25 protein-coding genes are annotated in these 24,266 nt (G+C 63.9%); 12 read left to right on the plus strand and 13 right to left on the minus strand.

The genetic code is table 11. From position 1 onward, the window contains the following. The first annotated feature begins 110 nt into the window (after positions 1–110). Complete coding sequence (locus tag EY713_RS04750) at positions 111–323, plus strand: hypothetical protein (protein ID WP_131113798.1); 213 nt, start codon at positions 111–113, stop codon at positions 321–323. Positions 324–438: 115 nt separating this feature from the next. Continuing rightward, the gene (locus EY713_RS04755) at positions 439–729 is read left to right on the plus strand and encodes a hypothetical protein (RefSeq protein WP_131113799.1); all 291 of its coding nucleotides are present in this window, start codon (positions 439–441) and stop codon (positions 727–729) included. 24 nt (positions 730–753) lie between these two features. Here the strand turns inward: EY713_RS04755 and EY713_RS04760 are convergent, their stop codons facing one another. The 6 genes from EY713_RS04760 to EY713_RS04785 all read right to left on the minus strand — a co-directional run bounded on the left by EY713_RS04760 (position 754) and on the right by EY713_RS04785 (position 6,363). Further along, on the minus strand, positions 754–1,194 hold the full coding sequence (locus EY713_RS04760; RefSeq protein WP_131113800.1) for a hypothetical protein: 441 nt from the start codon (positions 1,192–1,194) through the stop codon (positions 754–756). 141 nt (positions 1,195–1,335) lie between these two features. Next, the gene (hydA, locus tag EY713_RS04765) at positions 1,336–2,742 is read right to left on the minus strand and encodes a dihydropyrimidinase (protein WP_131113801.1); all 1,407 of its coding nucleotides are present in this window, start codon (positions 2,740–2,742) and stop codon (positions 1,336–1,338) included. A 14-nt stretch (positions 2,743–2,756) separates the two neighbouring features. Further along, positions 2,757–3,971: a cysteine desulfurase-like protein gene (locus tag EY713_RS04770; protein ID WP_131113802.1), complete on the minus strand. Its 1,215-nt coding sequence runs from the start codon at positions 3,969–3,971 to the stop codon at positions 2,757–2,759. Positions 3,972–4,003: 32 nt separating this feature from the next. After that, positions 4,004–4,738, minus strand: a complete 735-nt coding sequence (locus EY713_RS04775; protein ID WP_131113803.1) for an amino acid ABC transporter ATP-binding protein — start codon at positions 4,736–4,738, stop codon at positions 4,004–4,006. Beyond that, a complete protein-coding gene (locus tag EY713_RS04780) occupies positions 4,738–5,409 on the minus strand; it encodes an amino acid ABC transporter permease (protein WP_131113804.1) in 672 nt (223 codons plus the stop codon). The genes EY713_RS04775 and EY713_RS04780 overlap by 1 nt, the downstream gene beginning before the upstream one ends. Before the next feature lie 141 nt (positions 5,410–5,550). After that, on the minus strand, positions 5,551–6,363 hold the full coding sequence (locus tag EY713_RS04785; protein ID WP_131113805.1) for a transporter substrate-binding domain-containing protein: 813 nt from the start codon (positions 6,361–6,363) through the stop codon (positions 5,551–5,553). Positions 6,364–6,550: 187 nt separating this feature from the next. Here EY713_RS04785 and EY713_RS04790 point away from each other — a divergent pair, with 187 nt between their 5' ends. Next, positions 6,551–7,279, plus strand: coding sequence for a FadR/GntR family transcriptional regulator (locus EY713_RS04790; RefSeq protein ID WP_131113806.1), 729 nt, complete (start codon positions 6,551–6,553; stop codon positions 7,277–7,279). A 2-nt stretch (positions 7,280–7,281) separates the two neighbouring features. On the opposite strand, the gene EY713_RS04795 is transcribed toward EY713_RS04790, so the two are convergent. After that, on the minus strand, positions 7,282–7,710 hold the full coding sequence (locus EY713_RS04795; protein WP_210215309.1) for an MAPEG family protein: 429 nt from the start codon (positions 7,708–7,710) through the stop codon (positions 7,282–7,284). A 265-nt stretch (positions 7,711–7,975) separates the two neighbouring features. On the opposite strand from EY713_RS04795, the gene EY713_RS04800 reads away from it, so the two are divergent. Beyond that, complete coding sequence (locus EY713_RS04800; protein ID WP_131113807.1) at positions 7,976–9,454, plus strand: mechanosensitive ion channel family protein; 1,479 nt, start codon at positions 7,976–7,978, stop codon at positions 9,452–9,454. Here EY713_RS04800 and EY713_RS04805 read toward each other — a convergent pair. Further along, complete coding sequence (locus tag EY713_RS04805) at positions 9,439–10,377, minus strand: AraC family transcriptional regulator (protein ID WP_131113808.1); 939 nt, start codon at positions 10,375–10,377, stop codon at positions 9,439–9,441. The two genes, EY713_RS04800 and EY713_RS04805, sit on opposite strands and share 16 nt — an antisense overlap. A 157-nt stretch (positions 10,378–10,534) precedes the next feature. On the opposite strand from EY713_RS04805, the gene EY713_RS04810 reads away from it, so the two are divergent. From EY713_RS04810 to EY713_RS04825, 4 genes are all read left to right on the plus strand, one after another. After that, complete coding sequence (locus EY713_RS04810; RefSeq protein ID WP_131113809.1) at positions 10,535–11,653, plus strand: zinc-binding alcohol dehydrogenase family protein; 1,119 nt, start codon at positions 10,535–10,537, stop codon at positions 11,651–11,653. A 229-nt stretch (positions 11,654–11,882) separates the two neighbouring features. Continuing rightward, positions 11,883–12,809 (plus strand): ABC transporter permease, encoded by a 927-nt coding sequence (locus EY713_RS04815; RefSeq protein WP_245572894.1) that lies wholly within the window; start codon positions 11,883–11,885, stop codon positions 12,807–12,809. Next, positions 12,806–13,672 carry an ABC transporter permease gene (locus EY713_RS04820; protein ID WP_131113811.1) on the plus strand — a complete coding sequence of 289 codons (867 nt, stop codon included), beginning with the start codon at positions 12,806–12,808 and terminating at the stop codon, positions 13,670–13,672. The genes EY713_RS04815 and EY713_RS04820 overlap by 4 nt, the downstream gene beginning before the upstream one ends. Further along, positions 13,669–15,726 carry an ABC transporter ATP-binding protein gene (locus EY713_RS04825; RefSeq protein ID WP_131113812.1) on the plus strand — a complete coding sequence of 686 codons (2,058 nt, stop codon included), beginning with the start codon at positions 13,669–13,671 and terminating at the stop codon, positions 15,724–15,726. The genes EY713_RS04820 and EY713_RS04825 overlap by 4 nt, the downstream gene beginning before the upstream one ends. A gap of 342 nt (positions 15,727–16,068) precedes the next feature. Here the strand turns inward: EY713_RS04825 and EY713_RS04830 are convergent, their stop codons facing one another. From EY713_RS04830 to EY713_RS04840, 3 genes are all read right to left on the minus strand, one after another. Beyond that, positions 16,069–16,563 carry a hypothetical protein gene (locus tag EY713_RS04830; RefSeq protein WP_131113813.1) on the minus strand — a complete coding sequence of 165 codons (495 nt, stop codon included), beginning with the start codon at positions 16,561–16,563 and terminating at the stop codon, positions 16,069–16,071. A gap of 37 nt (positions 16,564–16,600) precedes the next feature. Further along, positions 16,601–17,704, minus strand: a complete 1,104-nt coding sequence (locus tag EY713_RS04835) for an NADH:flavin oxidoreductase (protein ID WP_131113814.1) — start codon at positions 17,702–17,704, stop codon at positions 16,601–16,603. Between the two features lie 178 nt (positions 17,705–17,882). After that, the gene (locus EY713_RS04840; RefSeq protein ID WP_210215338.1) at positions 17,883–18,545 is read right to left on the minus strand and encodes a peroxiredoxin-like family protein; all 663 of its coding nucleotides are present in this window, start codon (positions 18,543–18,545) and stop codon (positions 17,883–17,885) included. A gap of 144 nt (positions 18,546–18,689) precedes the next feature. On the opposite strand from EY713_RS04840, the gene EY713_RS04845 reads away from it, so the two are divergent. The 4 genes from EY713_RS04845 (at position 18,690) to EY713_RS04860 (ending at position 22,165) form a co-directional block, all read left to right on the plus strand. After that, positions 18,690–19,571: a LysR family transcriptional regulator gene (locus EY713_RS04845; protein ID WP_131113816.1), complete on the plus strand. Its 882-nt coding sequence runs from the start codon at positions 18,690–18,692 to the stop codon at positions 19,569–19,571. Positions 19,572–19,634: 63 nt separating this feature from the next. Continuing rightward, on the plus strand, positions 19,635–19,982 hold the full coding sequence (locus tag EY713_RS04850; RefSeq protein ID WP_131113817.1) for an oligopeptide/dipeptide ABC transporter ATP-binding protein: 348 nt from the start codon (positions 19,635–19,637) through the stop codon (positions 19,980–19,982). 171 nt (positions 19,983–20,153) lie between these two features. Further along, positions 20,154–21,524, plus strand: coding sequence for a transposase (locus tag EY713_RS04855; RefSeq protein ID WP_131113818.1), 1,371 nt, complete (start codon positions 20,154–20,156; stop codon positions 21,522–21,524). A gap of 311 nt (positions 21,525–21,835) precedes the next feature. Beyond that, entirely contained in the window at positions 21,836–22,165 is a 330-nt protein-coding gene (locus tag EY713_RS04860; protein WP_131113819.1) for a hypothetical protein, read from the plus strand. A 48-nt stretch (positions 22,166–22,213) separates the two neighbouring features. On the opposite strand, the gene EY713_RS04865 is transcribed toward EY713_RS04860, so the two are convergent. Then, on the minus strand, positions 22,214–23,113 hold the full coding sequence (locus EY713_RS04865) for an SMP-30/gluconolactonase/LRE family protein (protein WP_165491029.1): 900 nt from the start codon (positions 23,111–23,113) through the stop codon (positions 22,214–22,216). Positions 23,114–23,201: 88 nt separating this feature from the next. After that, positions 23,202–24,251: an NAD-dependent epimerase/dehydratase family protein gene (locus tag EY713_RS04870; RefSeq protein ID WP_131113821.1), complete on the minus strand. Its 1,050-nt coding sequence runs from the start codon at positions 24,249–24,251 to the stop codon at positions 23,202–23,204. Positions 24,252–24,266 lie beyond the last annotated feature (15 nt).

Consider the following 24,266-nt stretch of genomic DNA (forward strand, 5'->3'; position numbering starts at 1 on the left):
AACGCGGTTCGATCCGTCGTCGGAGCGGCCTCGGCTCTATGATAAGCCGCTCGCGCTCGTTACGATCGAGTCGCGACGACGTCGATCGAGGCGAGCGCGGGAGCAAATCGATGGCAGGCCTGGTGACGGCATCCGCGACGATCCAATGCGAACTCGGCCATCCGGTCGTGGTCCAGATCGTCGATGGGTTGGTCGAAAAAGACATGCACCGCGACGTCGTCGAGGTGAACACCGAAACGGGCGAAGAGACGATCACCTATTGCCCGAAATGTATCGAGGCCGCCGATCTCCTCCTGGCGAGTGGCCTCCAGCCCGCAGGGTGAGGCCAGCCGAGAGCTGTGAGGCCTTGCAACAAGCCGGGTGCGTCCTCCGTTTGCACATGCCGGGCCGCGACAATGCGGTTCAATGTTGTGGACTGAAACGATCGGGAGATCTTCGATGGTCGATTATACGCTGGCGGTCGGGACTCATGATCCGCAGGTCGTCTCGGCCGAGAACGATGGCGATGCGATCAGCCGCAGCGTTGGCTTCGTCGTCGGCCAATATGCCGACGACATGCAGAATTTCGGGCAGGAGGTCGTGACACTGCTCGGGCCAAGCGGTTTGCTGACGCGCCCGAGCGAGCGCCTGGATGAATTCGTGCACCGCATCCCCTCGGTCGCTGCCGCGATCGAGACCGACCGCCTGCAAACGGGCGATACCAACACACCGGATTGCAACGGCGATTGATCCCGAAGCAGTGTCGTCGCTCGCCTAGTTGAGCAGCGAGACCGGCTCGGCGATGATGATGTCGGCCGTGCTATAGGCGCACATGAACGCGTAGGTCGCCTTCAGATCGGCGACATCGACCGTGATGGTGACACTGCCTGAGCCGGACACCCGTGGCAGAAACGCGTCGATGATCGCTTGTCGCGCCGCATAATCGTTATGGGCCGCGATAAAGCCGTCAATCTGCTCGCTGACGGCGCTGCTCCCGAGGATCGCGAAGGTCTCGTCGAGGTTGCGGGCCGCCGCTTGCGCGGTTCGAAAGCTCCCGACGATCTGCGACACCGCCATCGCGTCGACGGCTGGTGCCACCGTCATGCCGAGGATCTTGAGGCCGGGGATCGGCGGCAGACGTTGCGCCGCCGCCAGCAGACAGGCTTTATCCTCGAGCGATCCGGCCCAGGCCGGGCCTGCGAGAAGAAGCATCATTGCGACAATCACGCGCACGGCAGACCCTTCCGAGGGCCGAGCCCCCTTATGGTCTGACTCTTGCCATAATCGACCTGGGCTGCCTAGCTGTGGGCCTCCAGCGATGCTGATCTAACACGAAAGATCCAGAGGCGCGACGCGCTAGAGGTGGCCAGACGCCCCGCGCGCAATGAAAGCGCCGCCATTCCGCTCGTCCGTGACCTTGCCATCGGCGAAGACGGTCGTGCCCCGGACGATCGTCGTGACCGGCCAGCCTGTCACCTCTAAGCCCTCATAGGGAGTGTAGTCGGCCCCGTGGTGCATCAGATCCTGCGTGATCGTCACCCGCTTGTCGGCGTCCCACAGTGCCAGATCGGCATCCGCACCGATCGCGATCGAGCCTTTCCGAGGATAGAGGCCGTACATCTTGGCATGGTTGGTCGACGTCAGGGCGACGAACTCCTGCAGCGAGAGACGCCCCGTCTTGACGCCTTCCGAGAACAGGATCGGAAGGCGCGTCGCGATGCCCGGAATGCCGTTCGGCACCCAACGAAACGACGTGCGCGCCTTCGGCCCGGTCTTGCCCGCGTCGTCGTCGTATCGGAACGGGCAATGGTCCGACGAAAAGGTCTGGAACACGCCGGTCTGCAGCCCGCGCCAAATCGCGTCCTGTGAGGCCTTGTCGCGCGGTGGCGGAGAACAGACATATTTCGCGCCGCTCATGTCCATGTTGAGGCCTTTGAGATCGTCGGCCGTCAGCACGAGATATTGCGGGCAGGTTTCGGCGAAGATCTTCAGGCCGCGGCGACGCGCCCATTCGATCTGCTCCATCGCCTCCCGACCGGACACATGGACGATCATGATCGGAATACCGACCAGTTCGGCATGCGAGATGGCGCGGTGGGCGGCCTCCCGCTCGACCAGTTCGGGACGGGAGACGGCATGATAATAAGGCGCGGTTTCGCCACCCTGCTCCAGACGCTCCGCCATGAATTTGATCTGGTCGTAGCCTTCGGCATGGACCATCACGAGCGCGCCTTCGCGCCGCGCGACGTCGAACACCTCGAGCAGTTGCCGGTCGGTCAGCACCATGTCGTCATAGGTCATGAAGACCTTGAACGAGGTGTAGCCATCCTTCACCAAGGCCGGGAGTTCCTGGCCGAGCACCTGCGGCGTCGGGTCGGTGATGATGAGGTGCATGCTGTAGTCGATCAGCGACTGCCCCTCGGCCTTGGCCCGATAGGCTTCGACGCTGGCGCGCAAGGATTCCCCGCGACGCTGCAGCGCGAAGGGGATGACGCAGGTATTGCCGCCCGCCGCCGCCGAGCGCGTGCCACTGGCAAAGCCATCCGCCATGACGATGCCATCACCGGAAAACTGGTCGAGATGGACATGGCTGTCGATACCGCCGGGCATCACCAAAAGGCCGGTCGCGTCGATCGTGCGGGTCGCGGGGCCGACATCCTCGCCGAGCGACACGATGCGTCCATCGCGGACGCCGACATCGCAGCGCGCCACATCGGCCGCCGTCACGATGGTGCCGCCACGAATGGCGAGGTCGAGGGTCATCGCGATCTCCAAAGTCAGCTCGGCAGACGATCGAGACTACCGATGAGTCGATCGACCTCGTCGAGCGTGTTGTAATGCACCAAGGAGACGCGCACCACACCACCATTGTCGGCTAATCCGAGATGCTCGATCAAGCGACGCGAGTGGAAGTCGCCGAACCGAATGCCGATCGAATCCTGGTCGGTGTGCTGGACAACCGCTTGGGACTCCCGGCCCTCCATCTTGAACGCGATGGTGGGGACACGAACGGCCGCGTCGCTCGTGCGATGACCGATGACGCGTGTGTCGTTCCGGGTGCGGAGATAAGCCAACAGCCGCTCGGCCAGTACCGCCTCGTGCGCCGCGATATCGTCGAAGGCGCGCGTGATGGCGGCGCGATCGCCGGTCCCCCCGCCAAGGTCGTCGAGATAATCGACGATCCCGGCTGCGCCCCAGGCAAGTTCGTAATTGGTGTTGCCGGGCTCGAGCTTCATGGGCACTTTGTCTTTGCCGTAGAAGTAGTGATAGAGCCCGTCCAACTCCAAAAGCTTGTCGTATTTGCCGTACAGCACCGCGAAATGCGGCCCATACGTCTTGTAGAAGCTGAACACGTAGTAATCGACGTCCCAGGCCTGAACGTCGACGGCGCGATGGGGCGCATAAGCCACGGCGTCGACCGCGATTTCGGCGCCCCGCGCGTGGACGCGGGCCGCGATTTCGGCCACCGGGTTGATGGTGCCGAGGATGTTCGACGTATGGGTGACGGCGACGAGCCGCGTCCGGTCGGTCATCAGCGCATCGAGCGCATCGAGATCGATCGTCAGCGTATCGGGGTCGAGGCTCCACGTCTTGATGACGATGCCGCGCTTTTCGAGGGCGCGCCACGGACCGATGTTCGATTCATGATCGAAGTCAGTCACGACGATCTCGTCGCCCGGCTGAAGCCTACCCTCCATCGAACGCGCCAGAAACTGGCAGAGGATCGTGCTCGACGGTCCGAGCACGATCTCCTCCGGCCGAGCCGCATTCAGCAGCAAGGCAATCCGGCGGCGGGCTTCGGCCAGGCGCTCCACGGCGCGTCGGGAGGCAGGATAGCTCGCCCCGGTCTGGACGCTGGTGGTCAGCAGATAGTCGCGAATGCGATCGGCCACGGAGCCGAGCACGAGCGAGCCGCCCGCATTGTCGAAATAAGCAAAGCCGTCGGCGAGAGCCGGAAACCGGCTGCGGACGGTGTCGAGATCAAGGGCCATGAAACATGCTTTCGAAAACGGCAGGGTTTAGATCAGTGGGACAAGACGGCTTGTAGGAAGCCGCGCAGACGCGGGTCCTTCGGCGCATCGAACATCGCGGCGGGCGGTCCCTGTTCGACGATACGCCCCTCGCACATGAAGAGAATACGGTCCGCCACGCGGCGGGCAAAGCCCATCTCATGCGTCACAACAACCATCGTGACGCCGGTGCGCGCCAAACCTTGCATGACGTCGAGCACCTCGCCGACCATTTCGGGGTCGAGCGCCGAGGTGGGCTCGTCGAATAAGAGCACCTTCGGCTCCATGGCAAGCGCGCGGGCGATGCCGACCCGCTGCTGCTGGCCGCCCGAGAGTTGCGTCGGATATTTGTCGACATGGGCCTCGAGCCCGACGCGGACCAGCAGCTTGCGGGCGCGCGCCTCAGCTTGCGCCCAGGTCAGGCCCCGCACCCGCACCGGACCGATCGCGACATTGCGGAGCACGCTGAGATGCGGAAACAGATTGAAATTCTGGAACACCATCCCGGTTTCGGCCCGGATGGCGGTGAGTTGGCGCGTGTCCCCGACCGTAAACCCATCGACGACGATGTCGCCGGCGTCATGCCGCTCGAGGCGATTGATGCAGCGGATCAAGGTCGATTTTCCAGACCCGGACGGGCCGATCACGACGAGTGTTTCACCGGCTTCGACGTCCAGCGTCACGTCGTTCAGTGCGCGATATTGCCCGAAGAGTTTGCTGACGCCGCGCAGGCTGATGATCGACGTCATTAACGCCCCCGTCGGTTGAGGCGCGACTCGAGCAGGCCGACGGAGCGCACGAAGGGCAGCAGCAGGATCACATAGATGACCGCCGCGCCGATGAGAGGCGTCGGATTAGCCGCAAGCGCCTGCGCCTGCGTGGCCTGTTTCAAAAGATCCGGCATCGCCACGACCGAGGCGAGCGCCGTATCCTTCATGACGTTGATCGAATTCGAGGTCAGCGGCGGAATCACGAGCTTGATGGCCTGTGGCAGCACGATGTCGATCATCTGACGGATCGGTCCGAGCCCCAGCGCGCGAGCCGCCTCGAACTGGCCTTGCGGCACGCCCTCGATGCCGGCGCGCAGAATTTCGGCCGAATAGGCGGCAGAGACGAGGCTGAGCGCGGTTGTGGCGGCCCAGAACGGCGACAGGCGAAGCCCGACGAAGGGCAGCGCATAATAGATGACGATCAGCAAAACCAGCACCGGAATCGACCGGAACACGTCGATATAGGCGATGCCGAGCGGCGACAGCGGCATGCCCCCATAGAGCCGCACCATCACCAGGATCAAACCACCGACGAACCCGATCACGATCGCGGTGAGCCCGAGCCCGACCGTGATCCACAACCCCTTGAGCAGCATGGGGAGCGCTTCGACGAACACGGACCAGTTCAGGAATGTGTCAAAGATCGACATAAAGCAGCTTCGAACCCCAACTCGCCAAGTGTCGGATCATGCGCGACCTGGGCCTTCTTGTCAGCAAAGCAAGAACGGCAGAGGTCGCCGACGCGACCCCTGCCGTTCCGACGACCCGCCGATCGCGGGATGACGCCCTCGTCAGAGCTTCGGGATATCGGCCTTCATGACCGTGCTGGTGGTGTCTTCAGGTTTCGCGCCGAACCACTTTTCGTGAAGCTTGGCGATGAAACCGTCCTGCTTCAGCTTGGTGATCTCGTCGTTCACCTTGGTCAGCAACGGGCTGTTTTTCGCGAACATCATGGAATAGCGCTCGCCGGTCGGGATCCGCTCGACCACCTTATAGATCGGCTTATCCTTGACGTAATATTGCAGCGCCGGGATATCGCTGATGTAGCCGTCGATGCGGCCCGCCGCGAGGTCGAGCATCGCGGGCGCGAGGCCCTCGTATTTGCGGACGTCGCTGAACTTGTCCTCGTCCATATGCTTGGTCGCATACATGTCGCCGGTCGAGCCGGTATCGACGCCCACGACCTTGCCGGCCATGCCCTTGAGGTTGGTGATGCCCGAGTCGGCCTTGACGGTCAGCGACTGGTCGCTGTCGTAATAGGGTTGGGCGAAGGCGACGCTTTCGAGCCGCTTCGGCGTGATCGTGATGGACGAGACCGCCGCGTCGATCTGGCCCGATTGCACGGCCGCGAACAGGCCCGTGAACGGGATGTTGACGAACGTGACATCCATGCCGAGACGCTTGCCGATTTCATTTGCGAGATCGACCTCGAACCCGACGGTGTCGCCTTTAGCGTCCTGAAACTCCCACGGCACGTTGCCGATGTTGGCCCCGACCTTCATCTCGGCCGCGTGAGCCGCGAACGAGGCGCTGAACGCCATTGCTGCGAGGGCGGCTCCGAGCGCACACCGCTGCAACCATCCTGAGACTTTGTTACGCGACATGCAGAACCCCTGAAATGGAAATGGACCAAATTGGCCAGACCGGTTTGACCAGATGGAGTTTGGAGCAGATAACGAAATGGCGCAACCGAAGACGAGGCTTTGTCACGACAATGAATCGGCAGGGTAGCTGAAAGGATGGGCAGTCAGGTCATGACCTGGGCAGCACGACCGAAAGGACCATGTCGCGATGGTTGACCTTGCCGCGCTACGACGCTCCGAGCCGCCGACCGGCGACATGTTCGCGGGCGACCGTCCCCTCGTACCGCGCGCCGTTTCCGATCATCTCCAGGCCATGATTCTGCGCGGCGGACTGAAGCCGGGAGAAAAATTACCGTCCCAGCGCGATCTTGCCGAACAGCTCGGCGTCAGTCGCCCATCGCTGCGCGAGGCGATCTCGGTTCTGGAGGCGATGGGGCTCGTCAACGTGCGGATCGGCAGCGGCGTCTATGTGACCCAGCCCGCCACCCGTGCGCCGTTGTGGCGATTTTCGGAACGCTGCAGCCCGCAAGACGTCTACGAAGCGCGTTACGGGCTTGAAAGTCATGCGGCACGACTTGCGGCCCTGCGGTGCGACGAGGCCGGCGTGGCCCGGCTGCGCGAGGCGACGGACGCGATGCGCGAGGCACTCGCGCTCGACGACATCCCCGCAATGGCGGGCGCCGACGCGACCTTCCACGATCTAGTCTTCGACCTGACAGCCAATCCGGTGCTGGCCGGCATGTATCGGCCGGTTCGCGACATGATGGTGGAGACGCAGCGGCTGCCGATGACGCTTCGGATCCGCCTTGGCGATACGCTGCGCGAGCATGAGAACGTCTGCAAGACGATCGCGTCGCGCGATGGCGATGGCGCCGAGGCGGCGATGCGGCATCACATTCGCGCCGCAGCCAACCGCTACGGGCTGACGATCGGCTGACGTCACGCCATGCTGACCAGCACCGCTCCGATCGTCACGGTCGCGCAAGCGCCGACCAGGAACGCAAGGGTTCTGATCACCGGAATGCCGGCCGCGTAGATGACGTAATGGACAAACCGCGCTCCGACATAGGTCCAGGCCGCGATGACGGTCGCGGGGGTGCTGATGCCGACGATCGCCGCGATCAGCACCAAAGGCGCGAAAACCGCAAGATTTTCGATCGCGTTGAGATGGGCCCGCCTCGCCCGGTCCATCCAAGGCCGGTCGACCGGATAGCCCGGCCCGGGATTGCCGATCGGCGCGAGCACGCCGAACGTCGCCATTCTGCCCACCACATAAGGAACCCACATCAGCGCGGTCGCGGTGGCGACGATCGTCAGGGCACGAAGCTCCGGCGTAAAGGTCACTGAAACATCTCCAAACAGGGCCATGAGGGTCTTCTCCCGGCGGGCGGCGGCGCGGCCTACCCCAGTCGCCTGCGAGACTCCCGGAGCCGAAAGCTCCGATCGTGGACCAGGACGTCAGGCGCCGCTTGGGATATCACGTGGTATGAAACGTCGGCACCGATGGCGCCAGCGCCTATCAATGCGCGTCCTCGTGGGCCCGGGTCTCGTACCCGGACCGACACGTTGGACGCGCGATGACGCGCCTGGAAAGATGCACTTGGAATGAACGACCCGCGATGACGGACGCGCGATGACCCACCAAACCTTACTCCTGATCGCGACGCTTGTGCTGTGCTGCGGCGTTGCGGTCCCGCGTCTTCTGCGACGATGGTCGCCCTTGGCGAAAGTCGGTTGGCGGGTTGTCCTGTTAATCATCTTCACGGTCCTGATGCATCGCATCGTCGGCTCGCCACTCCAGCCGACCTTCCATTCGGATCTCGGCGGTCAACGCTTATGGGAGCAATTGCTCGAGGCCGGCTGGTGGATGGTGACCGCGAGAGGCATCGTCGGGCTGGCCCGCCTCATCGTCGTCCTCGAGAATCGGCCGCGCGAGACTCAGATCATCTCGGACCTGATGGCCGCCACCATCTATCTTGCGACCGCGCTCGCGGTCGTCGATCTCGTCTTCGACGTCTCGATCGGCGGGTTATTGGCAACCTCGGGCGTGATCGCGATCGTGCTCGGCTTGGCGCTCCAGAGTACCTTGTCGGACGTGTTCTCCGGCATCGCGGTGGGGATCGAGCGGCCCTACAAGGCCGGCGATCTGCTGTGGGTGGAAGGCGGCATCGAGGGCCACGTTCTGCAGGTCAATTGGCGATCGACGCAGATCGCCACCGGCAACGGCAATATCGCGATCGTGCCCAATAGCGTCATCGCCAAAGCGCGGCTCATCAATCACAGCCGCCCAACACCGGTGCGCGGCGACGCGATCGAGATCCGGCTCGATCCGGGCGCATCCCCCGAGCTTTGTATCGCGACCTTGCATGCCGCCATCCTGGCCTGCCGCCTGCCGCTGACGACGCCGCCACCCAGTATCGCCAGAACGCAGCTCCGCGGCGACGGCGTCGTCTACGAGATCTATTTTTCGGTGCCGTCGACGGAGAAGCTCGGCGCGGCGCGCAGCGAGGTCTTCGGCCAGGTGCAACGGCATCTCCGCCACGCCGGCCTCTCGCTGGCGGTGGCCGGCATCGCAACGGTGCCGCGGCTCGCGGTTCCGACGCCGGCGGAACTCCTGGCCCAATCCGACCTGTTCGGAGCGATCGACCCCGAGGAGCGCGACCTTCTCGCCCGACACCTGACCCAGATCCATCTGGCGCGCGGCGACATGCTGATCCGGCAGGATGACGAGCCGCGAGCCTTGTTCATCGTCGCGTCCGGGACCGTGGAAATCACCCGGCGCACGCCGACCGGCGAAACCCCGGTGATTTTCCGCATGAGCCCGGGTGGGAGCCTGGGCGCGATCGGCCTCATCACCGGCGCTCCTTATGGCGCCACGGCGACGGCGCTGACGCAGGTGACGGCCTACCGCCTCGACAAGGCGGCCATCGCCGCCGCCGTCAAAATCAGGCCGGAGCTCGCAGCTGGCCTAGAAGCCGTCGCGGCGCGCGGTCAAGCGGCTTTGGCGGTTGATGTCGTGGCGCACCGCGCCGAGGATGTCACCCATCCCGAGCAGTTCCTGGACCGTATGCGGAGCTTCCTGCGAAAACTGGCGGTTCAGGACGCCGCGTAACCCGACACCCGGGCGTCGCGCCCCCTGCGCCCGTAATGCCGCGGCGGACAGCCCATCACGCGCTTAAAGGCCGTGCTGAACGCGCTTTCGGATTCGTAGCCCAGGGCCGGAGCGATGACCGAAATGGAATCGCGCGATGTCGAGAGCCGATCTCCCGCGAGCAGCATCCGCCATCGCGTCAGGTACTCCATCGAAGACACGCCGACCATCGTCTTAAATCTCAAAGCGAAGCTCGACCGGGACATACCCGCCACCGCGGCGAGCGCCTGCAGAGTCCAGCGGCGCGCCGGCTCGCGATGCATGGCCGATATCGCCGCGCTGATCTGGTGATCGGCCAGAGCGAACAGCCAGCCGACGCCACCGCTCGACCCTTCGGCGATATGCAGCCGCAAAGCCTGCAAGAGCAGCATGTGGACGAGGTGTTCGGCGATCAGCGCTCCCCCCGGCTGAGGTTCACGCAATTCCTGCCTGATCCGGTCGAGGCACCAACGGAGTGCCGCCTTGTCGTCTTCTTTCTTGATGTGGACGATGGGCGGCAGCGCGCCCAACAGCAGGTCGGCATGATTACCGGCAAATTCGAAATAGCCGCCGACGCCGAAACACTCGCCACCGCCGTTGATCGAGGCGACGCCCCCGGCTTGCACCTGAGGGAACACCGCCATCACGTCCACGGGTTGCATCGTCAAGTCGCTCGCAAAGCGGAACCAAAGCGGTCTCGGCAGCAGGAGGCAATCGCCCGCCGTCAGCCACAAGGGCTCGGCGGCGCCTTCGAGCTCAAACCAACATTGGCCCGACAGGAGCGCGTAGCATTTCAGGCCCTCGCCACGCGGAACTTGGAAGCTCCAACGGCCGCCGGCGTCCAAAGCGCGGCTCATGAAGGAGCGTGGTTTCAGAAGAGCAAGGATGTCTGAGAGGGGGTCCATCGGCGTCCGGGACGTTCGCGAAGATATAGCGGACGCTAGAGCATGGATCGTCCGCCATCAATCACCTACTTGTCCCGCCATCAGCGCGGGTTCGGTCAGCCCGGCCGCTCGATCCCGCACTCCCTATCCCGCTCTGCTCACGCAAAGGTCGGTCAAGATGCCTAGCAACACGGCCCTATGGTTGGTCGCGCAACGCGGCCCGTTCGAGCTCCGTTCCGCGCCCTACCCGGTTCCGCTCGACCGTGAGATCGTGATCAAGACGCGAGCGGTCGCGATCAATCCCGTCGATTGGCTCTTCCCCATCATCGGAAATTTCGCCTTTCCTTGGCTGAAATATCCCTTTGTCATCGGCTCGGATGCGGCGGGTGAGGTGGTCGAGGTCGGGACCGGCGTCACGCGCTTCAAAGTCGGAGACCGGGTGCTCGGCCATGCGGTCGGCGCCGATAAATCTCGCAATAATCCGGCCGAGGGCGCTTTTCAGGACTATACGCTTCTGCTCGAGCACATGACGGCCCCGATCCCTGACGCCTTGTCTTACGAACGTGCTGCGGTTCTGCCCTTGGGACTGTCGACGGCGGCCTGTGGCTTGTTCCAGAACGATCAGCTGGCGCTCGACCATCCGTCGGCGACCTCCAAGCCGACCGGAAAAACCCTTCTGGTCTGGGGCGGTTCGACGAGCGTCGGCAGCAATGCGATCCAGCTCGCGGTCGCGGCCGGCTATGACGTCATCACGACGGCGTCGCCGAAAAACTTCGACTATGTCCGACGGCTCGGTGCGGTCGCGGCCTTCGACTACAAGAGCAAGACCGTCGTTCGGGACATCATCCAGGCCTTCAGCGGGCGGACCTGCGCGGGCGCTCTCGCGATCGGCGTGGCATCGACCGCCCCGTGCGTCGACATCGTCCACGCGTGCAAAGGCGCGAAGGTAGTCTCCTTCGCCAGTCCTCCCGTTTCGTTCGATGACGCACCTCAGGGGCGCGGCAGGACCGTGTGGTTGGTGCCGAAGATCGCACGCATGCTGGCCTCGAACGTCGGCTTGATGCTGAAGACGCGGACACGGCGGATCCGCACCCAATTCATCTTCGGCAGTTCCCTGTTGGCCAACGAGGTCGGCCCGATGATCTATGTCGACTTTCTTCCGCAAGCCCTGGCGGACGGGCGCTATGTCACGGCGCCAGAACCCGTCGTCGTCGGACATGGGCTCGGGGAAATTCAACGCGGATTGGCGGCTCAGAAACAGGGCATGTCGGCCCAGAAAGTCGTGGTGTCGATCTAGCCGCCTCGATCCTGCAGCCTGTCCCGCGATCGCCATCCGGTGGGTTGTCTCGCGCGCTCCACCGCTTCGATCACGCCTGTGGCAGCGGCTCGATCCCGATGAAGCCCCTCCGCCAACTCCGATGTTGGCAAGGATCGTGCTTCATGTAGGTTGGGTTGCAGTCCACACGCGAATGCGAGGGACGGAGCGATCGAGGAGAGCCGCCATCCTGCCTTTGCTGATCCGTCGCTTGTTGCTCTCGCTGGTCACGTTGGGTGTCTTGAGCATCCTGGTATTCGCCGGTGGCCAATTGCTGCCCGGCGACGTGGGACGGTCCATCCTCGGTCCGCTCGCCGACGAGCGGTCGGTCGCGGCTCTCAACCATCAGCTTGGGGTCGACCGGCCCGTCCTCGTGCAATATTGGGATTGGATCAGCCATTTCGTTCGTGGCGACATGAGCCAATCCTACGCCTATCGCAGCCCGGTCGCGCCCTTCGTCGCGGCGGCCCTGGCCAATTCGCTCAAGCTTGCGGCCATCGCGTTCGTGATCGTGGTGCCGCTCGGCATCGCGGGCGGCGTCCTGGCGGCCCTTAAACGCGGCAGTGTCATCGACCGCACGATCACACTGGCGGGTCTGTCCGCAACTGTGATCCCGGAATTCGTGTCCGGCATCGTGCTGATCCTGTTGTTCGGGATCACGATCCGCCTATTCCCGATCTCGGCCACCCCGCCGCCGGGCGCTGGACCACTCGAGCAGATCTACTGCCTCATTCTGCCCTCGCTGCCGCTCGTGTTCCTGCTGTTCGGCTACATCGCTCGCATGGCGCGGGCCGGTACCGTGGAGGCGCTCGACAGCGATTATGCCCGTACGGCCGTGCTCAAGGGGTTGCCGTGGCGCACGGTGATTTGGCGCCATGTGCTTCGCAATGCTCTGCTGCCGACCATCACGGTCGTGGCCTCGCAGACCGGCTATCTCATCGGCGGCCTCGTCGTCATCGAAACGCTGTTCCATTATCAGGGGATCGGCAGCCTGATCTACGCGGCGGCGCGCGGCCATGATTTCCCCATGCTGGAGGCCGGCGTTCTGGTGGTCGGCGCGGTCTATGTCGTGGCAACCTTCGGGGCGGACCTTCTCTACACGACGCTGAACCCCCGCCTCAGGCGGTCGGCCTCATGAGCCTCCCCGCAACCCTCTCGACCGTCGCGGCCGCGCCGCCCCGGACGATCCGCTTCGAACGAACCCGGCTGTTGTTTCGGACCCCGACCTTTCTTGTCGGCTTCGTCATCGTGCTGTTCTGGATTTTCTGCGCCACGATCGGCCAGACGCTGGTCGACCCCCTTTCCGACGACATCTTGAATTCGCTGACGCCGCCGTCGGCCGATCACTGGTTCGGCACCGACCAACTCGGCCGCGACATGTTCGCCCGCGTGATCGCCGGCTCGCGCGACATTCTCGTCGTCGCGCCTCTGGCGACCCTGCTCGGCATCGTGGGCGGCACCATTCTCGGCCTCATCATGGGGTTCTTCCCCGGCGTCGTCGACGACATCCTGAGCCGCATCATCGAAGCGGTGCTGGCCCTGCCGCTGCTGATCCTTGCGCTGGTGGCCTTGACGGCGCTCGGCGCCTCCAACGCCACCGTGATCCTGTCGATCGGCCTCGCCTTCACGCCCCAAGTGGCGCGCGTCGTGCGCTCCGCCGTGATGAGCGAACGCCATCTCGACTATGTGGCGGCGGCGCGACTGCGCGGCGAAAATGCCATCTACATCATGGTGGCCGAAATCCTTCCCAACGTGCTGGCACCGATCACGGTCGAGCTGACGGTCCGGCTCGGCTATTCGATCTTCACGGTCGCGACGCTGAGCTTTCTCGGCGTCGGCCTGCAACCGCCCTCCCCCGATTGGGGCCTCGCGATCTCCGAAAATTACGCGCTGATCGGCGGCGGATATTGGTGGACCGTGTTGTTCGACGCCATCGCGATCGCCTCGCTGGTGATCGCCATCAACCTCATCGCCGACGCGCTGCATGGAGTGAGCGAATGACCGCTGCCGTGCCGGAGACCGATGCGCTCCGCATCGAGGGGCTCGACGTCGTCTATCGCGTGCGCGGCCGCGACCGTCAGGTGCTGCGAAACCTCAACCTCCGCATCGGCCCTGGCGAGACCTATGGGCTGGTCGGCGAGTCGGGCTGCGGCAAGTCCACCGCCGCTTTGGCGGTGATGCGCTACCTGCCGCGCAACGGCCGCGTCGCGGCTGGCCGCATCCTGGTCGATGGCGAGGATCTCAACGGCCTGTCCCAATCCGGCCTGCGGGCCTTGCGCTCGACACGTCTGTCGATGGTCTATCAGGACCCGGGCCGGGCGTTGAACCCGGCCATCGCGGTCGGGGACCAACTGGCCGAGGTCTATGCGCTCGCGGGGGCCGCGCCCACCGACGCGCTCGACAAAGCCGTCGCCATGCTCCGGCATGTGCAGATCACCGATCCCGAGCGAGTGATGGGGCGTTACCCGCATCAATTGTCGGGCGGCATGCAGCAGCGTGTCGTCATCGCCATGGCGCTCGCGGTCGACCGTCGGCTCATCATCCTCGACGAGCCGACGACCGGCCTCGACGCGACCGTGGAGGCAGAGGTTCTCGACCTCATCGACACGCTCCGCCGCGAGCATGGGACAGCGGTGCTGTTCATCGGCCACAACCTCGCGGTCATCGCCCGCATGTGCGAGCGGGTCGGGGTGCTCTATGGCGGCATGCTGGTCGAGGAAGCCCCGACCCGCACGCTGTTCGCGGCGCCGCGCCACCCCTACACGGTCGGTCTGCTGCGCTGCCTGCCGCGCCTCGGGCTCGACCGGCGCCTGCAACGGCTCGACACGATTCCGGGCTTCCCACCCTCCGGCCCCGAGGCCCCGACGGGCTGCAACTTCGCCAATCGCTGCGGCCTGGCGCGCGAGCGCTGCCGCACCGAACTGCCACCCCTGTTCGATCTCGGCGCGGGTCGTACCAGCCGCTGCTTCTATCAAGACGAGGCGGGCGACCTGCCCCGCAACGTGCCCGCCGAGGTGGTGGACCACGCCCCGCGCGCGCCCGACGCGCAGCCGCTGCTCTCGGTGCAGAATCTGGCCAAGACGTTCCGGTCCGGCCCGCACCTGATCCACGCCTTGCGCGACGTCTCGTTCGATCTTGCGGCCGGCGAAACGCTCGGTCTTGTCGGCGAATCCGGCAGCGGCAAGTCGACCCTCGCCCGCATCCTGCTCGGCCTCGAAACCGCCGACGCGACCAGCCGCATCGTCTATGATGGGGTCGCGGTCCAGGCGGGGCGACCCCGCAAGACCATCCAGATGGTGTTCCAGAACCCGGATTCGGCGCTGAACCGCGCGCATCGGATCGGCCGTATTCTCGGCCGCGCGCTGTCGCGGCTCGGTGGCTTGCGCGGCGCGGCACTGAAAACCCGCCTGTTGGCCCTGTCGCGCGGCGTCCAACTGTCGGATGCCTATCTGCAGTCGAAGCCGCGCCAACTATCGGGCGGCCTGAAACAGCGGGTCGCCATCGCGCGCGCCTTTGCGGGCTCGCCGCGTCTCGTCGTCTGCGACGAACCGACCTCGGCGCTCGATGTCTCGGTGCAGGCCGCGATCCTCAATCTACTGACCGATCTGCAGGGCGTCGAACATGTCGGCTACCTGTTCATCTCGCATGATCTCGCGGTGGTGCGTTACGTCGCCGACCGGATCGCGGTGCTCTACATGGGCCAGTTGATGGAGATCGGACCGGCTCTAAGCGTCTTCGACGGGCCGCATCATCCCTATACCGAGGCGCTGTTGTCGGCGACGCCCGCCCCGGACGGCACGCTGCGGCGTGTCAAGCTGAAGGGGACGCCGCCGAGCGCCACCATCAAGCCGCAAGGCTGCGTCTTCCACACCCGCTGCCCGCGCCATATCGGGCCGATCTGCGACACGCAGGAGCCGCCGCTGCTGGAGCGCGACCTCGGCCACGCCATCCGGTGCCACCTGCCGGTCGAGGCGCTCGGCCGCGCGGCAATGTTGTCGAGTGACGGAGTGCCGGCGGGCGCGCGGCAGGAGCTGCAGGGGGTTGTGGCGGTGTAGGTAGGGGGGTGTTCGCGTCGAACTCATCGCCGGATGGCTGCTGTCGACCCGACTAGAACATTCGCGCGTTCGGCCGCCTACGCCCCATTATCCCGCAGCAGCGACCGCTCGGCTTAGTCCGAAATTCAGCAGTTTTACACGCGCCTCCGGCTGTGCCGATGCCGGGGTCTCGGTTCGTCCAGAGCCGCGCAGGGCGCTTCTCAGCCCATTCGGGTCACAATCCTCACGCGCAACATACCGGCCGCCAACGCGGCCGTGCTGCCTCGCTCGGCCGCGCCCTCAATGACCATCCCTGCCTGAGCGATCTCGGCTCCTAATCGCCCGCTTCTCACTAAAAACCGATCACGGGCCGGATGCCCTACGTCCGGCAACCAGCAGCCTGAAGATCATGAGGTGCGAAACAACAACGAGGGGAGCGTAGAACGTATAGACATACCAAAAGGTCGCTAGATTGAAGCTCGGCACATTCAGCTGCAATACCCCGCGTACCCCGTTCAGCAGGTCCACGAATCCCCATGTGTTGGTCACCCACACAAGAGGAATGGCAAAGCGCCAACTACTCCGCAGGGCAAAGATGGAAACGAGAGCCAACGCCGCTGCCACAAGATCGCCGTAAGCCGCGCCGGACAGGAATTCTCGCGGCAATTTGGGATCGACCATGCCGGTAACCAAAAGGGTCATTCCCACATAGCGGGGTACATGCACCCAGAGCAGCGGAACTAAAGCGGAATTACGAGGCATCCTCGTCAGTGATGGCCAAACGTACCACGCCGTGACGATGGCGAAGACGACGCAACTCACAAGAAGCTGCATCCAGAATATTGCGGTGTCTTCCATTTTGACTATCCAATTTAAGCCATGGTGATCCCTGCCGTCACATCGCCAGCTCAGACTCCTTGATGTTGGCGATGGGTCCAAGGATCGTCGGATCGAAGTCGTTCAGGGCGCCTCGATCGAGCAGCCGCTTTGGCAAGTCGGGATTGGCCAGGGCCCCGCGAGCGATGGCGATGATATCGGCGCCGTCGTTCAGCGCCGCCACCGCCTGCTCGACATTGTGCAGACTGCCGTTGGCGAGGATCACGGCCTTGGGCGCGTAACGCCTAGCGAGGTTCATCAATGAAGGACCACCCGAAGCAAATGCCGGCTTCCAGGCCTCAAATTCGGTCACATGGATGAAGTCTGCGCCTGCATCGGCGAGGCCGCCGAAGATGATTTCGGCATCACGCTCCGCGTCGGCCCACTTGTGATGGTAGTCGTTCACCTTCCCTTGCGAAATGCGGACCCCGACTGGCGTCTTGGCCCCGAGCTTCCCACGAACCGCCTTGAAGGTTTCGAGGATTAATCGCACGCGGTTCTCTGTGACGCCGCCCCAGCGGTCCGCTCTGGTGTTGGTGTAGTCAGTCAAAAACTGGTCGAGCAAGTAGCCGTTGGCGCCATGGATTTCGATGGCGTCAAATCCGGCAACTTCGATTGCGCGCGCCGCCGACGCCGCCATGCCGGCGATGGCGTCGGCGATCTGCTCGTCCGTTATTGCGGCCGGCAGAGCGTAGCCACCATTCCCATGATAGAACGTCATCTGTTCGCCTTTTGGCTGAACTGACGACGGCCCAACGGTGGTGTCGCGAAAGCGGTTTGCCTGGCTTATGGCGCCGGCATGCATCATCTGGGCGATAGCAAACGCACCGTGTGACTTGATGTTTTTGACGACCGGCTTCCAGGCATTGGCCTGGACCTCATCAGTCATGCCGGGCTGCTGGACGTAACCCTGCGAGAACGCCTGGTCGGTATAGATGCCTTCAGTGATCACCGTCCCGAAGCCGCCACGCGCGAAACGCTCATAGTAGTGGCTCATTGTTTCGGTCGCCCGACCATCCTCAGTCGCTGAAATGCGCGTCATCGGCGCAACAGAGAGGCGGTTCTTCACGGCATGGCCGTTTATAATGATGGGCGCGAAAAGCGCTTCTGTATCAATGTCCATCTTCGAGTGCTCCAGAAGCATGCGATGAGGCGTTTCAGCCTAAAAAAAGGAAAAACACCCGGCTGGCGGGCACCGTGTGCAAATCTCAGGGTGAGTGGCCAAGACCCCCTCCCCACCGTCAGACCCGATCGTCGGCGCGCAAGGCGCCGACGATCCGATCGAGGATTGTTGGAAGAGATCAGGCGACCTGCCGGCGCCCCAGTTGCTCGAGCACCGGGTACATGGCCGACGGCTCGGGACGCCGGGTATAATCGGCGTTGACCTCGGCGTAAGCGATCGCGCCGTCCTGCGCGACGACGTACCGGGCCGGCATCGGCAGCGTCCAGCTATCCTCGCCATTGAACTGCGTGAGGTCCGCGCTGAGCGCTTTTTGGACCTCTCGCAGGTAGGCCGGCAGAGTCCAGCGAACGCCGAACTGAGCGGCAATTGCGCCGCCGTGGTCAACCAGGATCGGGAACCCGAGCCCGTTCTGCCGCTGCGATTTGCGGCTGTTGGGCGCTGTCTGTTGCGAGATGGCGACCAGGCTCGCACCGCGCGCCTCAAGTTGCGAGCGACCTTCTTCCAGCGCGCTCAGGTCGAAGTTACAGAAAGAGCACCAGGCGCCGCGGTAGAAAGTTACGACGAGCGGCCCTCTGGCGAGCAGGGTCTTGGAAGAGACGGGATTGCCGTCTGCGTCAGGAAGGGTGAATTTCGGCGCGATATCCCCCGCCTTCAGCGCCCGGTTCTGGGCGCCCGATGCGATCAATTCATCTGTGGCGCGATGCAGCGCCTCGACGGCTGCGGGCGGAGCACCAGCGTCAAAAGCGGCCCTTAGCGCATCCAGCTTACCTTGCAGCGGCAGACCGGATTTGGCGATTGAGGCGATGGTTTCCTGAGGGGACATTGGTATCTCCTGGTTGTCACAACGAGTGCGTTGACAGGAAATCGGCCCATTTGTCCGAATAGACTAGCCGGAGGGCGTGGCTTTAACTTATCCATTTCTGCTATGAGCGACCACCTCGAAGCCCTCCGACTGTTTATCCGCGTTGCGCGTCTCGGGAGTTTTTCCGCCGCTGGCCGGGAGCTAGGCGTGCCCCAATCCACGGTTTCGCGCACGATCGCCGCCCTAGAGCGGGAGATCGGGGCGTCGCTTCTTGTCCGGACTACGCGGGAGGTCACTGTAACGGATGCAGGATCTGACTTTCTGGCTCGAATTGAGCCGATCCTCGCCGATCTGGAAGAAGCGGAACACTCGGCGCGCCACTCCGACGAGCTGCGCGGCACATTGCGCATTGGCATCGGGACCAGCCTGGCGGCGCGCATCGTCATTCCCCATCTAAAGCCCTTTATCGATCGTCATCCGGCGCTGCACGTCGACCTGTTGCTCGATGACGAAAAGCAGGATCTGGTGAAGGAGGGCGTGGATGTTGCATTCCGTTTCGGAGCGCTCGTGGACTCCACCGCGACCGCTCGAAAGCTGGTAACTTGGCCGCGCGCGCTTGCCGCCGCCCCAAGCTATCTGAAGACAGCGCCAGCCCTGAATGTACCAGCCGACTTAGCCGCCCACGCGATCATTGTCGGTCCTCAGGGCGTCGGGGACTGGACATTCCGCAAAGGGGGAACGGCCGCTTCGGTGAGGCTTGAGGGACGACTTAGGATCACCGTCCTACAGGGCGCTTACCTAGCCGCGGTCGAGGGCATGGGAATTGTATTGACGACTCTACCGGCCTTCCGCCGGGAGTTCGGCAGCGGCGCCCTCGTGCAAGTCTTGCCCGAATGGGACCTGGGCTCCGTGGATGTCCATGCCGTGTTCACGAGTGGCCGAGCGGCCAAACCCTCAGCGCGGGCGATTGTGGACTATTTTGCGGACATCCTGCCGCGCGCCTGAACCGACGAAGAAGGCTGAGGCGCAGGCCTCTCCCGCGGTGGAGGGATCCGGGCGGCGGCGAAGATGAAGCGCCGCCCCGGACGGCACACTGCGGCGTGTCAAGCTGAAGGGACGCCGCCGAGCGCCATCATCAAGCCGCAAGGCTGCGTCTTCCACACCCGCTGCCCGCGCCACATCGGGCCGATCTGCGACACGCAGGAGCCGCCGCTGCTCGAACGCGACCTCGGCCACGCCATCCGCTGCCACCTGCCGGTCGAGGCGCTCGGCCGCGCGGCAATGTTTCGAGTGACGGAGTTCCGGCGGGCGCGCGGCAGGAGCCGCAGGGGGTTGTGGCGATGCAGGCGTAGAGGTGTTCGCGTCGAGAGTATCGCCGGACTAGCTGCTGTCGTTTCGTTACGGACACTGAGCTAGATGCCGATGTGGCACCGCTCCTGACGCGGAAAACGACGTTATGGTCGTGCGTCATTTAAGAATTCTGCATCAAGGGACGACTGGTTTCGACCGATTGTGTTGAAAAAGGCGTGGTTGCAGTAGTTGTGATTGCCTGATTCAGTTCTCCTGGGCGAAGGGGAGAACGCGGACATGATGGGCAGACAGTCGATCCCGCAGGAGCCGCTATTTTACGGGTTCAACCTGGAGCGGCATGTTCCGGCCGGTCATCTGCTTCGCTCTGTCGATCGTTTCGTCGACCTGGAGGGCGTGCGGGAGCATCTTCGACCCTTCTACAGCACGACCGGGCGGCCATCGATCGATCCGGAACTGCTGCTCCGGATGCTAATCGTGGGCTATTGCTCCGGCATCCGCTCAGAGAGGCGGCTCTGTGAAGAGGTCCACCTCAATCTGGCTTACCGTTGGTTTTGCGGGCTCGGCTTGGATGGCGCGGTGCCCGATCACTCGACCTTCTCGAAGAACCGTCACGGCCGGTTCAGAGAGAGCGACGTCCTACGCAAGCTTTTTGAGGACGTGCTCGGTCGCTGCATAGCGGAAGGCCTGGTCGGCGGTGAAGGCTTTGCCGTTGATGGCAGCCTGATCGCGGCCGATGCCCATCGTCAGCGCGGCGTGCCGAAGGCAGAGGACCTCGACCCGACTGCGAACAGGGCCGTGGCGGAGTACCTTGCCACCCTGGACGATGCTGCTTTCGGGGCCGCCACACCGGTCGAGCCGAAGTTCATTTCACCGGTCGATCCGGCGGCACGCTGGACCGCCTCCTGGGGTGGACCTGCGTTCTACGCTTACTGCACGAACTATCTCGTCGACGTGCAACATGCTGTCATTGTCGATGTAGAGCCCTCGACCGCCGTGCGTCAGGCCGAGGTCACTGCCGCCAGAACCATGATCGAACGGGCTTACGACCGCCTTGCGTTGTGGCCGCAGCGGCTGATCGCCGACACGGGGTACGGCTCAGCCGAGATGCTTGAGTGGCTGGTCCACGAGCGTGGGATCGAGCCGCACATTCCCGTGTTCGACAAATCCGCGCGCAAGGACGGCACCTTCAGTCGTTCAGAATTCACGTACGATCGTCATGCCGATGCCTACACCTGCCCCGCCGGGAAGCCGCTGCGGCAGCGACAAAAGACGTCTCTGAAGACGCGCCCGCTTGTGGATCAGGACGGCATGATGCGCTACCGCGCCAGCAAGCGCGATTGCGAGATCTGCTCACTGAAGCCGCGATGCTGCCCCAACACCCCCGCCCGCAAGATCCCACGTTCCATCTCCGAAGGCGCTCGCGACATGGCACGCGATATCGCCAAGACCGACGCCTATCAGACCTCGCGTCGTGAAAGGAAGAAGGTCGAAATGCTGTTCGCGCACCTCAAACGCATTCTGAAGCTCGATCGATTACGGCTCCGCGGTCCAAACGGTGCCAGAGACGAGTTCCACCTCGCCGCTACAGCCCAGAACCTCCGCAAGCTCGCCAAGCTCATCCCGCTGCAAATGCCAGCGACAGCGTGAAGACCACCTAAAAGCTTCAAGACTGACTGAGCGACGAGAGCCTCGGGGCTGGAACAATGAGTTTTTCAACACAATCCACCCATGCCGGACATGGCATAGGCACCCCGCACACCGACCCTCATCGAACCGTGACGTGCGACGATCGGTCCAAACGGGCTCGAAACGCCCCGCACCCATCCCGCGACCTCGTCTCGCCCACTTCGCAACTCAACCCCAACACCCGAAGGCGCGGCAAAGTGCGCCGGCAACATTCCGTCGCGCCTTGGGCTTGTTGATTTTGCTGAGACACAAACAGCGAAATGGAGAGCGACATGCCGCAATTCGATTCGACCATCAAGCACATCAAGGATGGCGTGAAGGGGTTCACGATCGCCGCAGCGGTCAAGAACATCGAAGGCTGGGAAGCCACACTCGAGAAGGTCGAGGCGCCTGCCGCCAAGGCCATCGTCAAGGATCTCGAGAACCTGAAAAAGCACCTGCAGGCCGATCCGATCAATGGCGGGCAGGTCAAAAAGCTCGTGCTGAAACTCGGCAAGGAGACGGCAGCATTCGCGGGTAAGTCCGAGAGCAAGAACGCCGACAAAATCAAGGCGCTCGGCGAAGCGCTGAGCCATGCGGCCGAAAGCGCGCCGGACGAGTGACATCAAGGCCTGAACCCGCGACGCCCGTGAGAGCGTCGCGGATCGGTCTCAGTGGTTCGGCACCGCGTAGACCTTGCCATGGTAGGGCGCTTGATCGATCTGATCGAGCGCCATCACATAGAGTGTCGTCTCGCCGGGTCCGAAGGCGAGATTGGGCATCGAGACCGATGGGACATCGATCGTCCGCAGCAGTTTGGCGTCGGCGTCGACCACGATGATCTTGCCCGGGTGGTCGAGCGAGCGCGGGCTTTGCCCGATGTAAAGCTCGCCCTTGGCGTCGATCTTGACGCCATCGGGATAGATGTGAGCTTGGCCAGGAAACAGGTCATCCAGCTTGAGGAAGACGCGCCGGCCACTGAGGCTGCCATCCTCGGCGATGTCAAAGGCCAACAACCGACTGTCCTCCGTTTCGATCAGATAGAGGATCTTGCCGTCGTTGGAGACCGCCAGGCCGTTGCCATTATGCAGGTCGGTGCCCTCACGGATGACCGCGCCGGCCGGCGTGATGTAATAAACCGACGCGTCGATGACCGCGCCTTCGTGGCCGGATCCCGTAAAGTAGATGCCGCCCTTCCGGTCGGGTGCAAAATCGTTCGGACCGATGAAAGGACGGCCCTCGCTATCCTTGGTGTAGGGCGGCAAGGTTTTGCCGTCGGCGGAGATGCGCCCGATCGTCTGGTTATCGTAGCAGGTCACGACGAATTCGCCGGTGCTGGTGGGCAGCACCGCCGAGGGGCCACACCCGTCCTGCTTCCAGAACGTCTCGTTCGTCTTGCCATCCCATGTCGTGACGGTGTTGCGGCCATATTCCACGTAATACAGCTTGTCGTGATACCAGATCGGCCCTTCGGGGAACCACGCATCGGGGTTGATGACTTTGACGTCTGCGGCGGACGCCGAGCCGATCAGAGACAAGGCGAGCATCAGGCCGGCGAGCGTTGTCTTCATGGGGCATCCCTCCGCGAACGGGGCGCAACGGGCACGCACGCCTTCCGTCGCCATGTCGATGCAAGGACAACGCCAGAGGCGTCCTCGCTTAAACGACCGAGCTGGAGAGACCCGCCCGCTCGTCGGCGACGATCCAGTCCATATAGGCGTGGAAGGCCTCGCGCATCGGGCGTGGGCGCCAGCCCGTGTCGGCCACGATGCGGCTGATGTCGTAGGCGCCCCACATGCCATCGCGGGAGGGCGAATCCTGCAGGATGTCGGCATCGGCCGGAGCCGTGACTTCGGCCCGAACAGCCGGCACCTTCTCGGCCGCCCAGCCAATCATATCGCCGATCGTCACGGTTCGCCCGAGCGCGATGTTATAGACCGCGTGGGTCAGGCTTTCTGCATCGAGCAGCGCAATGATACCATGCGCGACATCTTCGGCGTGGAGATAATCGCCGACGCCATCGAGCGTGTTGGTGCGAATCGGGCCGGGGCGATCGAGCGCCAGATGCGCGATGCGGTTCGGCAGGTGACGGAAATCTCGGCTCGCCGTGGTCCGGTCCATGGTGCCGTAGACCGAGGACAAGCGCACCGACACGGTCGAGAGGCCGAACAACACGCCGAACCGCTCGGCCACGAGTTCGGCCGCCTGCTTCGAGATGCCGTAGAGCCGCTTCGGCGCGACATAGCCATCCTCAGGCAGTGGCGCGCCGGCCGTATCCGGGCCATGGTGCCGATAGACCGCCCCTGACGAGACATAGACGAAACGCGTCATGCCGGGCTGCTGCCGGGCCCAGTCGAGCAGATGGACCGTACCCATCAGGTTGACGTTCATGATCTCGACCGGCATTACGGCCTCGGGCTCGCGCGCCGCCTCGGCGACGCTGCCGCGCGAGATCGGCGTGATGGTCGCGCCATGCACCACGACGGTGATGCCGTGCGGTGCAAGAGCCGCGTGCCATGTGGACGGATCGGTCACGTCGCCGATTACTACCGACAATCGATCTGCCACGGGAGCGAAATAGGCTCGCGCGGCAACATCGAGGGGGGCTCGATCGAGGATGACGGCTCGGCGGGTCGGGTCGGCGTCGAGCCACACCCGCGCCAGCACACTCATGGCGAAGCCGGTCGCGCCGGTGATCAGAAGCGTCATGGGAGCGGCCCTTTG

It is taken from the genome of Lichenihabitans psoromatis (genome assembly GCF_004323635.1).
Taxonomy (GTDB): domain Bacteria; phylum Pseudomonadota; class Alphaproteobacteria; order Rhizobiales; family Beijerinckiaceae; genus Lichenihabitans; species Lichenihabitans psoromatis.